The organism is Mycobacterium stomatepiae (genome assembly GCF_010731715.1).
Classification (GTDB): Bacteria; Actinomycetota; Actinomycetes; order Mycobacteriales; family Mycobacteriaceae; genus Mycobacterium; species Mycobacterium stomatepiae.
In genome coordinates, this window is record NZ_AP022587.1 from 3704762 (window position 1) to 3717033 (window position 12272).

Sequence of the window (12272 nt, forward strand, 5' to 3'; positions counted from 1 at the left end):
AGAACAGGTCCAAAGCGGTTTATACGCTTAATATCTCAGCGCGAGCGCGCACGCTCCATTGGACTGAATAACGTACCAGCGGTTACGTCAAGATGAAACGGGCAATCCGCATCCAGTTCGGCACGCCCGCGGTTACTTCCACTTCGACAACCATTCCGGGCCAGGCGGGGCTCGTGATTCCTATTAGAGAGTGCGGCGGCTCCACCCCGGCTAGCGCCTCGCGCTCCACGCGCTCGTACTCGGCCTTGTCGCGCATGTCTGTGACCGGTGCAGTCACCCGGATAGTGGATGTGACCATCGACCGTGCCTTCGGACCCCATGCCCACTGCGAAGATCAACTGGCCGGGCTCGTCTACTATCGCCGCATCGGCAAACAGATCCCTACTCCACCGCCCGTAGATCTTTCTGTTGGCCATGAGCCTGCTGGGTGACCGAATACTGCGGACGTGCGAGTGACGTATTCAGCGTCAGAGCCCTTGCAGGCTCCGGAGATTAGTCTCCGCGAGCGCCCGCCGGTGAAAACGACGCAGATCGGTCGCGGCCGGACGCTGACCGGGGTACTGTCACAATCTAGGGTCGATCGTTCGTTTCTCTCCCGAGCCAGGCTCGCTCGCTTCCTTGCGTCGCCGCGTACTGGGCGCGGTGGCGGCGCACAGAAGGTGCGCGGTGTAGAGAAGCTGTTGCGCGGGTAGTCCAAGCCATGGGTGTCCAGAGGCTATAAACTCACGCACGATACGACGAACTTACAAATCAGTCTGATGTTGTCCCGCGGTTCGAGTAGTAACCAGTGACTACAAAGATATACGATTTTTTGATAAAGACGCAGGGGCAAGGAGTACATACGAAAATGGGCAGCGTGTCTTACGCCTCTCGCAAGAACGAAGGAAATCCCGGCACGTCTCGCACTGGGGTCGATCTTGCACGCGACACGGTGCGGAACATGATTTTGCGAGGGGAGATCGATGCCGGCAGCCGCGTGGTCCTTGCCGACGTTGCGCAACGGATAGGGACAAGTGTCACTCCCGTCCGCGAAGCGTTGCGCGATCTCGCCGCGTCGGGATTGGTCGATATCGACGCGCACAAGGGCGCCCGTGTCCATGCGGCCAGCGCCGCGGAGTTGTCCGAGATCTATGCGCTGCGGTCACTACTCGAGTCGCGGGCGATGGCCGAGGTGGCCACGCTGGCTGAAGAGGACCGTGTGGTCGCCTGCACGATCGCGACCCGACTGGTCAAAGAGATGGACAGCGAGTCGGACATGGGCGCTTGGACGACACTTAACGACAACTTCCACGCGTGTCTCGTTGAACCTCTTCGTACCGGCTGGCCTCTATTGTTCAACATGATCGAAACCTTGCGCAACAGGTCGATGCTGCCCGTGGCGAAGATCATGCGCGACGATCCGGCATTAACGGCCAGAGCCACCCGCTACCAGCGAGCTCTCGTCACCGCGGTCCGAAAGGGCGATCCCGACAAGGCCGCCCGTGTGCGGGCAGAGCATCTGGATCGCGTCATCCGCATTATGTTGAAGTCCTTCGAGAATCCCGTCAGCTCAGCTGATCGAACCGGGGTTTCATCGGCCCCGCCGCGGCGATGATCGCTCGAATCATGCCCGTAGGGCTCGGAGTCCGCACTTCTTCGGGGCAGTGCCAACCCGAGGTGGTTTCGACCGGTAACTGCGCCCGAGCGGGGTGGCATATCGGGCACGTTGTCACGCACACAGACTCCACCGCTGGTCCGTGTCCCGTGCTCGTGCAATAACGCAGCCCGCCTTGAGTGTCCCCAGCGATGCGTCATGGTAGTCCGACGATCCGAAATTGGCCGTCACGGACAAGGTGTCGTCTCCAAACGAGGTCTGCTGGACCAAGTGATCGCCGGTCAGCCAGGTAAAACCGGTCAGCGGCTCGATGCCCGCGTTTGACGCCAGCGACGCGAAGAATTGCTGCAACCTCGCCAGCTGAAATCCCTCGGAGTTCAAAGTCTCCATGTCGAGGGCGTAGAGCAACGGGGTGACGTACAGCATCGAAAGCAACGTGCGGGTTGGTTGCTCCGCGGGGAACTTGTTGAATGGTAGTTCCCATCGGTCCAGACTGACCACTGAGTCGTGTAACACGGCCTCGTACATAGGAATTCGGTACTTGGGATCGAATAAGACGGTATGAAGCACGGGAGTCAAGTCGACCTTGCGAAAGAAGATATCCGCGCCATTTTGTCCGGTATAGCCTCCCCAGTATCGGCGGTCACGCTCGGCATCCCACAGTGGGGCCAATGCCGGTGTGCTAGATCCGTGACTGAAGTCCACGACATCATTCGCCCACGGCTCGACTGCTTCCGAACCGACCACGAAGCGTTCGTCGAGCCCTCGCATCCGCGCCAAGCGATTTCGCCGATCCTGCGCCTGACTCATCGGGTGAACGAGGCTGTAGTCATCGAAGGTCGCCCCGGTGGCATCAACGTCCAGGAAGTAACTGTTGGCCCCATTGGATGTCATCGCTGCGACGCGTTGATCGAGCAGCCTTGGCCGCTGGGCCAACGCTTGGGAACTCAGGTAGCACCCCCGATCGTGAAAACCAGGTTGGCGGTTACCCCTCTCATCGATGATGCAACCATCGGGCCACAGATCGCCGGGCCAAATCGACAGTGGGCTGTCGGCCTGCGCGGGATCTTGGACATTGGCGTAGCTGTCGTAGGGACCGACGAGGTATCCAGCTGACTTAGCGGCCGATACCGAATCCGCGGGCCACAAGCCATCGTCGTAGCCGAGCCACATCCGGCTAATGCCGAGGGCTTGCAGCTTTTTGACCACCGCCTTCGATGCCGCCCCAAAGTTGTACGCGTGGTATGCGCCGATGAGCTTGGCGACATCGGGATTCCTTGAGATCTTGTCGCGAAGTGAGGTGAGGCCGTTGTTGGCCCGCAACAGCTCGCGGTAATCTTCCGCGCCGGCCAACGGGGAACCATCGGTTTCCCGAATCATGACCGTATATCCGCCTCGTCCCTTGGCGGAGATGAACTTATGCTTAGCGGTTCCCTGGATCCGGCCCGCGACGGAGGTGAGCTGCAACGTGGTACCGATGTCCGTCGGTACCAGATAGCTCGCCCCCACCGGCCCGTGGCCAAAACTCCATAGCGGCAATGAAAGATCTGGTACGTCGATTCCTGCACCTCCGACCAACTGTGGCTCGGGCCCGGTCCAGAACGGGTCATCGGCGGGAATGTTGAGGCCCTCCCCGACCGGGATCTGCAAATCGGACATCCCAGCCCCGGTGACGGGCCAAGCCAGCGTTTGATCGATACCACTAGTCAGATCAAAGACCACCCGGCCACCCCTCAACGCAACCTGGACATTAAGGTCGATCTTCGGGTAATACCAATGTGCACCAGCCGAATTCACGACGACCCGAGTTGGCGCACCGAGCGGCGTCGGCGCAGCGTCCGACAGCAATACCCGCCCGCGCACACTGAGGTTGGTAGTGTCGACCGTGATCGGATGGTCGGCCAGTTTCACGATAACCTGGTGGCCATCGGCCTGAATGACATCCAGACGCCGCTCCGAGCCTTCGCTGCAACCGGCGGCGGCTAAGCTGATCAACGATGCCAGCGCGAGTATTCGCCACGACGATTTCAGAAATGCACGCCTTCGACCAATGCCCTCACTCAGAACACGTTTCATCGTCGCCTCCATTACTGTGTCTCACGCACAGATGCCCAGCATGCAGACGAGGGCACGATGAGATCGCCGGACCCGACGACGTCAGTCGGCATCGATCGGGAGCTGCGGTGAATCCCCGCGGCGCATGCCTACGGCGCGACTAATCATATATTAAATTGCATCCCACATACGATATTGATCGGTGTGCCTCTTGCCCGGGACGCAACGACCTGGGATGGTCAGGAGCCGGTCCGTGTCGGCCAGAGCCGATGCTCGGTTACGGCATTTTTTTCACTCTTTGGGGTCCTGAAATCCCGTATTCGGCCTGACTTCCAACCCTCCCAGATACTTTCGCGCTCTCCCTCGGTCGATTCGACGAGGCCTGGCGCGGGGATGATATTCACTTCGGCGCCGACCCCCAGGGCATCCAGCACTCGATCCCGGACCCTGCCCTTCAGCCGTTCGTCATCGAGGCCGCCGTGCGTGCCAACGCAAATTTCGAGGTGATCTCGGCCGTCGCGGGTGAAGATGTCGAGGACGTAACCACAGAGGGGCTCGGCATCGACGAGGACAGCGTTCTCGATCTCGGCGGCAGACCGCTGCCGGCCCGCAATGCAAACTCTGGTACTGAGCGGGCCAAGTATGCCTATGACCATTCGGGCGGATCGGCCATCACGCACGACGGTGACGAGGTCTCCGGTTCGGTACCGAATCAGTGGCTTGATTCCGGGGATCAGCGTTGTCAGGCACAGTTCCCCGGTGCCCTGGAACCCAAGCGACTCTTCGGTATCGGGGTCGATGACTTCAAAAACGTAGTTGGGAGTGACGGCGGCGAGCGCTCCCGTAGCGGTCGCAACCGCTACGGCGCCTACCTCTGCAGGGCCGTACAGAAAGTTGTAAACGGTGGAATCCCACGCTCGGCCCAGCAGCGCCTTCGTTCCGTCCGAGCAGGATCCGCCCGTGGCAAGCAGACAACGAATGTCGAGGTCCTGGCGGACGTCGACGCCATAGCGTTGACTCAATTGCGCCAATCCCATCAACATCGACGGTGAACCGACCAGCATGTTCACTCTGAGGTCAAGCAGAACCTGAAAGAATCGATTGAAGCCGATGGCCGGAGACCGCGGAAAGATATCGAGTCTGGTGATTCCGGCATGCTTGGCCGCGTAGGCGATCGTATTGCACGTCGGATGCAGTTCGTTGGGCACCGCGACGGCAAGGATAGGCCTCTCGCCGTCCGCGAAGTGATAGTCCGCCATGTCGCGCAGCGCGTGCGCCACGGCGCGATAGTCAAGGTCGAAGTCGATCTCGGCCTTGGGACACGGGGTGGGATGTTCGACATTTTCCGTTGTCTCGAAATAAAAGTGGGCGTCGCCGACCGGTCCGCAGAGCATGTCGAACATGGCGTCGCTCACATCGTCCTGAGTGGTGAACGGCAGGGTGGCGAGGTTGTCCAGAGTCAGTGTGGAGGGCCGGGCCCAAGCCAGTCGGTCGGCATAGAAACGGGAACGGCGTTGGACGTGGTCGATCACCGCGCGTAACGAGGCGGACTGCCACTGGTGAAGCTCGTCGGGTGTGAGACTGCCGTCGAGCCACCGATCAAGAGTCGTGGACCACCTATCGATGTCCATGCTTCTAGTACCTACCTGCTCGCCGCGAGGTCATATATCGTTTGCATGAATATATATGATCTTGCGGCTAAGTGCCTCGGCCGCGCAAGCCTATTTCAGGAACCGCTCGACATAAGGCGCGAACCGTTCGCGTAGCTCGCTCTCCTGCAAACCGAACATTTCGCACGACGTCTCGACATTGCCCAACCTGCCGCGCCGATGGCCCGCCAGGTAGTCGGCGATCGGCTGGCGGGCCGCGTCGTTGAACGGTTCACCGGCCAGCGCGTAGACCCGCTCGGCGACAGCGAACTCGTCGGTCATGAAATCGTTGAACCGGATGTCGATCGAGCGCTGCGGACCGATGGCGTCACGGTCGTGCACGAGCGCGGTCAGCATCTGGTCGAGGCGATCGATCCAAGAGTTGGCGATCAGCTCCACCGGCACCGGCGAGCGGTGCATGCGGGCGGAGTAAGTGATCATCGCGACCATCGACAGCGCCACCGGCACCGGGTCGCGGTGAGTGAACACGACGATGCTGTCCGGGAAAACCCGATCGAGCACTCGCACCTGCTCGAGATGCTGTGGCGACTTGAGTAGCCAGCGCCGGCCACCGCGCAGGAACTGCATTGCCTTGAGCTGGGTGGCCAGGTATTGATAATGCGGCGTCTGGTCGTGGGCCCGGTAGTAGTCACGCCAGCGCGGCACCTCGGCCAGCGTCTCGAAGAGCATCGTGGAGATGTCGTTGGCCAGCAGCTGGATCTCTTCGTGCACGTGGTCGGTGGTCATCTCGTGCATCAGCGGGAAATGCGGCATCACCAGGTTGACCACCCCGACGGCGACGTCCATCCGCGTCCGGCGCGGATCCGGTTCGACGCCAATCTCATTCGGCAATGGAAAAGGCTCGTTACTTTCCCAGTACGGCATGGTGCGGAAGGTGGGCGGCGCGGCCAGCAGGTTATGCAGGTGGGTGGTGCCGGTGCGGGGCAGCCCGGCGATGACGATTGGCGAGCGCAGTTCGATGTCGTTGATCTCGGGGTGCCGACGCAGTAGGTCGGTCAGCAGCAGCCGGTTCTTGAGTAGCTGCAGCAGTTGCCCGTAGAAGTTCACGACTCCGGCGTCGTGCAGCCCGTCGATCTCGCGCAGCGCGGCGAGGTAGACGTCGAGGCGTTCCCGGTAGTCGTCAGGCCCGAAATCGTGCAGGCCGGTGTCGGCGCTGGCCTGTGCGTGCAGTGCGTCGGCGTCCAACGGGCACTGCGCAGCCATCATGGCCATCATGTCCAGGATCTGCTGGCCCTCGGCGCTGAATTGCGGCCGGGCAAGGTCGGTTAAGCGAACGGCGTCGGTCACGACAACTTATGTTACTCTGAGTTTCGTAATGGTTGTAGACTTTGGCCGGCCTCGTGACCCGCGTATCGACGGCGCGGTGCTGCGCGCCACCGTCGAGCTGCTCGCCGAGACGGGCTATCCCGGGCTGTTGGTCTCGGCGATCGCCGAGCGAGCCGGCACCAGCAAGCCCGCGATCTACCGCCGCTGGCCCAGTAAGGCGCACCTGGTGCACGAGGCGGTGTTCCCGATCGGCGCCGCGACCGAGATCCCCGACACCGGGTCGCTGCCGGAGGATCTGCGCGAGATGGTCCGTCGTTCAATGACTTTCATGGCCACACCGGCCGCCAGGGCGGCGCTGCCGGGGCTGGTCGGCGAGATGGCGGCCGACCCGGCCCTGCATTCCAAACTGCTGGAACGCTTCGCCGGCATCATCGGCGGCGGCCTCGCCGAGTGCCTGCAGCGGGCCGCGGCGCGCGGCGAGATCTCCGGCGACGTGACCGCTACCGAACTCAGCGAGGCCATCGCCGGCATCACGCTGATCGGCCTGCTGACCCGCCCGGACGAACTCGACCCTGAACGTGGGGGGGCCTGGGTCGACCGCACCACCTCGTTGCTCCTGAAAGGAATCAGCGCATGACGCACGAATCGACGGTCGCGTGGAGAGAGCTGCTGGCCACCATCGGCGAGCTCGACCGCTCCTTCCTGGAGGGCGACCGAGCGGTGACCGACGACCGGCACATTGCCGACGGCTACCGCATGCTGGCGACCACCCTGGGCGTCGCCTTCGACACCTACCTGTTCCCCGAGCCCGGCCGTCCGCAGTTCGTCGCGGTCAATACCCCGTTCCGTCGCGATCGCCGGTGGGGTGGCGACAACACCGACGCGTACTACTTCATCTGCCCGGTCGATGAGGAGCGACGGTATCGCATCAGCGGCAACAAGGGCGACAGCGTGTACTTCTCGGTGACCGCCTACAACGAGCCCTCGCCGGGCGCGTGGTCTGATCGCATCGTCGCGATCATCCGCGACACCGATCTCGACATCGGCGCCGACGGCGACTTCTCCTTCGAATTCCCGCCGACGGCCGACGCCGTCGTGCTGATGACCCGCGACTACCAGGCCAACCCGCTAACCGGTCGCCCGATGACCTGGAATATCGAGGCGCTCGACGATCCGGAGCCGATCCGGCATGGCAACGCCGAAACCGCGGCCAGCCTTCGTGCCGCTGCCGCCTGGATGCGGACGATGGGTGCCATCGTTCCGCTTCCGGTCGGTACACGGGTCGACGACCAACACGGGCTGGGTCACGAAACCGCCTACGCCGCAAGCGAATTCGCCGCGCCCTATCAGGTGCCCGACGCCAACTTCGGCTGGTCGGCCCGCGACGCGTGCTACGCCTACGGCAGTTTCGTGCTCGACGACGAGGCGCTCGTAATCACCCACCGCCCGCCGTCGTGCCGGTTCTGGAACCTGGTGGTGTGGAACCAGTTCATGGCGACCTACGGCGACAAGGATGCCCGCTCTTCGCTCAACAACCACACCGCCGTGCTCAACAGCGACGGCTCCGTCACGATCGTGTTGTCGGCCAGCACGAGCGCACACCCGAATTCGCTGACGACGCTGGGGTATCCGCGCGGCAACCTGGCGTTCCGGTGGTTCCTGTCCGACGGGGTACCGGAGCGCCCCGACGTGCAACTGGTCAAGGCCATCGACGCACCGACCGCCGTGCGCTGATTTGGATGGTGGCGACCCTCCCCCGCAAGCGGGAGGTACCCCCTTCGCCCGGCTACGCCGCCCTCGCGATCGCCACTAGGTCTGCCGGACCAGTTCGATCGCGCGGCCCAGCGTCGCGAGCTTGGCATCGAGCGTCTCGCCGGCGGGATAGAGCCGCACGGTGTTGACGCCGGCGTCGCGCCACACCGCCAGCCGCGCGCGGACCATCTCCTCGGTGCCAATCAGCGTGGTGCCCAGCACCATGTCGTCGGTCACCAGCTGTGCGGCGCCGTCGCGGTCGCCGGTCTGCCAGCGCTCGCGCACGGCGGCGGCGACGTCGGCCCAGCCCTGCCGGCTGTAGGCCTGGTTGTAGAAGTTCGTGCTCGACGACCCCATGCCGCCAAGGCTGAACGCGAGCTCCTTCTTGCGGCCGGCGACCATGCCGCTCAGTTCGTCCTCGTCGGCCGCGAACGCGACCTCGGCGCCCTGACAGATGTCGATGTCGGCGCGGGTGCGCCCGGCGACTGCCAGGCCCTCGTCGAGGTGGGCGAAGTACGCCTCGGCCGCACCCTCGGGAACGAAGCTGGTGCCCAGCCAGCCGTCGGCGATCTCGCCGGTGAGCCGCAGCATCGCCGGGGACAACGTGGCCAGATAGATCGGAATGGCGTGCGCGGGCGCGTTCGACACCCGCATCGGCACCGCCTCACCGGGGCGAGGGATCTGAAATTCCTTGCCGGAATGCGAGATCTTGCCTCCGGCGAACACCTGCCGCACGATGTCGATGGTTTCGGAGATCCGCGCGAGCGGCCGGGTGAACGAGACTCCGTGCAGGCCCTCGATCACCTGCGGCCCCGAGGCGCCCAGCCCCAGCAGGAACCGCCCGTTCGACAGGTTGGACAGCGTGATCGCGGTCTGGGCGACCAGCACCGGCGACCGGGTGCCGACCTGCAGGATTCCGGAACCCAGCAGCATCTTGTCGGTACGCGCGGCGAGGTAGCCCAGCGCCGACGGAGCGTCCGCACCCCACGCCTCGGCGACAAAGCACACGTCAAGTCCCAGGTGTTCGGCTTCGACGGCCAGCGTCACCACCTGGGCGACTTCGTCACTGCCGCCGGATAACTCGACCGTCGTCGCGGTGCGCATCAGCGCACCCCGTGTTCGGCCAGCCTCTTGATTGCCGCCAGGGTCTTGCTGATCGCCGTCTCGAATTCGCGCATCCGCACGAACACGATCTTTTCTTCCTTGTCCGGCATCGAGTCGATCGCCACCGACAGCCCGGAGCGTCCCGGCCCCATCTGCATCCAGTAGCTCAGGCTGGTACCGCCATCTCGGGGTGCCAGCCGGAACCGCCAGGTCGACGATGGGTGCGCGGCGTCGCCGACCGCCCAGGCGAATTCTTTCGGCTGCTCGCAGGCGACGATGTGCGAGGTGGTGCTCCATTCACCGAACGCGTCGTGCTGGCTGTGTCCGACGAACCGGGCACCGACCCTGGGGCCATCGGCGCCGCCGGTCCACTCGACGGACTGCAACTCATTGCTGAACGTCGGCATCAGTTTGATATCCGAGATCAGGTTCCAGACCCGGGACGGATCGGCGTCGATCCACGTCGAGACTTCCACCGTCGGCTTATCCGCATATCGTGCACCGGTCCACTCCACGCAGCCCATTGTCCCCCAGCCGGGGCGGGGCTCAGGCCGCGACGGGCTCGCGATCGGCCGGCTTGTCGGCCTTGATCTTCGGCAGTAACGACGTCAGCTTGCCCGGTTCCGGGAAGGTCAGCTTGACGATCTTGCGCACCACGGTGCCGAACTGCTGCAGCAGCGGGCCCTTGTTGTAGGGGATCCCGTACCGCTCGCAGATCTCCTGCACCTCGGGCGCGATGTCCGCGTAGCGACGGGCCGGCATGCCGGGGAACAGATGGTGCTCGATCTGGTGCGACAGGTTGCCCGACAGCAGATGGAAGATCGTGCCGCCGGTCAGGTTGGCCGAACCGAGCACCTGACGGAAGTACCATTGGCCGCGTGACTCGTCCTTGGTCTCCTCGACGGTGAATTCTTGAGTGCCGTCCGGGAAGTGACCGCAGAAGATGATCATGTACGACCACACGTTGCGCATCAGGTTGGCCGTCATGTTGCCGGTGAAGACGAACGGCGCGAAGGGGCCGGCCAGCAGCGGGAAGGCGACGTAGTCCTTGAGCGTCTGGCGTTTGGTCTTCTTCCAGATCTCCTTGAGGGTGTCCTTCTTGTCCCAGACCCGGATCTCGCGGGAGCGGATCTTCTCGGTCTCCAGCTCGTGCAGCGCGACGCCGTATTGGAACAGCACCATCAACAGGAAGGCGTAGGGCGGGTTGCCGAGGAAGTACGGCGTCCATTTCTGGTCTTCGCTCATCCGGATGATGCCGTAACCGATGTCGCGGTCCATCCCGACGATGTTGGTGTGGGTGTGGTGCATGTAATTGTGCGAGTGCCGCCACTGATCGGCCGGGCACGCGGTGTCCCATTCGAACGAGCGCCCGGAGATGTTCGGGTCACGCATCCAGTCGTACTGGCCGTGCATGATGTTGTGGCCGATATCCATGTTGTCCAGGATTTTCGCGACGCCCAGCATCGTGGTGCCCAGCAGCCAGGCCGGCGGCAGGAACAGCAGCACGCGGCCGCCCACCTCCAGCGCCCGCTGAGTCTTGATGACGCGGCGGATGTACTCGGCGTCTTCTTCGCCGAGGTCTGCCATCACGCGGTCGCGGATGGCGTCGAGTTCGCGGCCGAACGCGTCGGCCTGCTCGAGGGTAAGGGTGATCTTGTCGTGTGACATAGCTCCTCCTCCAATCGTTTACGGGCTGTTACAGCGAGAGATCCACGTCGCCCACGGGTACGGAGACGCAGATTTGGATGTCTTCGTCCGGGGCGGTCGAGACCGCGCCGGTGGTGAGGCTGCGCACGGTGCCGGAGACCTTCCGGCGCGTGCAGGTGTGACAGATGCCCATCCGGCATCCGTTCTCCGGCGTCAAGCCGGCCGATTCGGCCTGTTCCAGCAGCGAGCGACCGTCGTCGACGACGTCAACACCACTGTCCGCGAACGTGATTCGGCCGCCCGACGGGTTGGCCGGAGCGGTGATCGCCGGCGGCACGAAGCTTTCGGTGTACACGTTCTCGCAGTGCTCGCGTACGGCATCGACCAAAGCGGTTGGGCCGCAGACGAATACCGCATCCGGTGCGGGCATCGCGGTGGCCAGGTGCTGCGGCCCGAACCGGCCGGTCAGGTCACCGGAGCCCGATCGGGTGTAACCGTGCAGCACCCGCACCCCGGGCAGCGCGCTCAGTTCGTCGCGGTAGCAGGCCTCGGCTTCGGTACGGGCGTAGTGGACGAATGCGATTTCGCCCCCCCGGTTTTGCACGTGACCCTCGACGACCAGCGTGCGCAGCATGGCCATGACGGGCGTAATGCCGCTGCCGCCGGAGATGAGAAGAATCCGCCGCGGGCGGTCGGCCGGCAAGACGAAGTCGCCGCCGACACCGGACAGCCCGACCACCATGCCGCGGCGGGCCTGCTCGTAGAGGTGGTTGGACACCAGGCCGCCTCCTGAACCGTCTCCATGGCGGCCGATCGTCAGCTCGAGAGTCGAGCTGCCCTCGACGTTGGCCGGCGAGTAGCAGCGGGTATGCCGGCGGCCGTCGATGTCGAGAGCCACGTTGACGTATTGACCGGCCTTGAAGGTGTTAGCGGACAGGAAGCTCTGGTTCGGAGCGAGGGTGAGTGTGACGCTGCGCGGCGTGGTGCGGCGCACATCGACGACCTTGGCGCGGGCTTCGCCCTGGGTCCAGGTTGGGTCTACCAGCTCGGTGTAGCGGTCAACGCCGTGCGGGCCGGTGAGCAGGTCAACCAGGTCGGAACCGAGGATGCGGTCCCGGAAAGTCTTGGCGAAGCTCCGACGCTGGGTCTGACTTCTTTGAGTGAACATGTGTACACATGTCCTC

11 protein-coding genes are annotated in these 12272 nt (G+C 63.8%); 3 read left to right on the forward strand and 8 right to left on the reverse strand.

Annotated features, from left to right (window positions below):
• Positions 1-82: 82 nt before the first annotated feature.
• Positions 83-298, reverse strand: coding sequence for a RidA family protein (locus G6N54_RS29930; RefSeq protein ID WP_197939539.1), 216 nt, complete (start codon positions 296-298; stop codon positions 83-85).
• A gap of 549 nt (positions 299-847) precedes the next feature.
• Between G6N54_RS29930 and G6N54_RS17485 the strand changes: the two genes are divergently transcribed.
• Positions 848-1594 (forward strand): GntR family transcriptional regulator, encoded by a 747-nt coding sequence (locus tag G6N54_RS17485; RefSeq protein ID WP_163791196.1) that lies wholly within the window; start codon positions 848-850, stop codon positions 1592-1594.
• Between the two features lie 114 nt (positions 1595-1708).
• Here the strand turns inward: G6N54_RS17485 and G6N54_RS17490 are convergent, their stop codons facing one another.
• The 3 genes from G6N54_RS17490 to G6N54_RS17500 all read right to left on the reverse strand — a co-directional run bounded on the left by G6N54_RS17490 (position 1709) and on the right by G6N54_RS17500 (position 6606).
• Entirely contained in the window at positions 1709-3670 is a 1962-nt protein-coding gene (locus G6N54_RS17490) for a glycoside hydrolase (RefSeq protein ID WP_163791197.1), read from the reverse strand.
• A 218-nt stretch (positions 3671-3888) separates the two neighbouring features.
• Complete coding sequence (locus G6N54_RS17495) at positions 3889-5280, reverse strand: phenylacetate--CoA ligase family protein (RefSeq protein WP_163791198.1); 1392 nt, start codon at positions 5278-5280, stop codon at positions 3889-3891.
• A 90-nt stretch (positions 5281-5370) separates the two neighbouring features.
• Entirely contained in the window at positions 5371-6606 is a 1236-nt protein-coding gene (locus G6N54_RS17500) for a sulfotransferase family protein (protein WP_163791199.1), read from the reverse strand.
• A 28-nt stretch (positions 6607-6634) separates the two neighbouring features.
• Here G6N54_RS17500 and G6N54_RS17505 point away from each other — a divergent pair, with 28 nt between their 5' ends.
• Both G6N54_RS17505 and G6N54_RS17510 read left to right on the forward strand, forming a co-directional pair.
• On the forward strand, positions 6635-7222 hold the full coding sequence (locus G6N54_RS17505; protein WP_163791200.1) for a TetR/AcrR family transcriptional regulator: 588 nt from the start codon (positions 6635-6637) through the stop codon (positions 7220-7222).
• Positions 7219-8319, forward strand: a complete 1101-nt coding sequence (locus G6N54_RS17510; RefSeq protein ID WP_163791201.1) for a DUF1214 domain-containing protein — start codon at positions 7219-7221, stop codon at positions 8317-8319. The genes G6N54_RS17505 and G6N54_RS17510 overlap by 4 nt, the downstream gene beginning before the upstream one ends.
• Positions 8320-8394: 75 nt before the next feature.
• Here the strand turns inward: G6N54_RS17510 and G6N54_RS17515 are convergent, their stop codons facing one another.
• Genes G6N54_RS17515 through G6N54_RS17530 form a run of 4 tightly spaced genes read right to left on the reverse strand, consistent with a single transcriptional unit; the run spans position 8395 to position 12256 of the window.
• Positions 8395-9441, reverse strand: coding sequence for an LLM class flavin-dependent oxidoreductase (locus G6N54_RS17515; RefSeq protein ID WP_163791202.1), 1047 nt, complete (start codon positions 9439-9441; stop codon positions 8395-8397).
• Entirely contained in the window at positions 9441-9965 is a 525-nt protein-coding gene (locus tag G6N54_RS17520) for an SRPBCC family protein (protein ID WP_197939540.1), read from the reverse strand. Before G6N54_RS17520 ends, G6N54_RS17515 begins: the two co-directional genes overlap by 1 nt.
• A 22-nt stretch (positions 9966-9987) precedes the next feature.
• Complete coding sequence (locus G6N54_RS17525) at positions 9988-11109, reverse strand: fatty acid desaturase family protein (RefSeq protein WP_163791204.1); 1122 nt, start codon at positions 11107-11109, stop codon at positions 9988-9990.
• Positions 11110-11137: 28 nt separating this feature from the next.
• Complete coding sequence (locus tag G6N54_RS17530) at positions 11138-12256, reverse strand: flavin reductase family protein (RefSeq protein ID WP_163791205.1); 1119 nt, start codon at positions 12254-12256, stop codon at positions 11138-11140.
• Between the last annotated feature and the right edge of the window lie 16 nt (positions 12257-12272).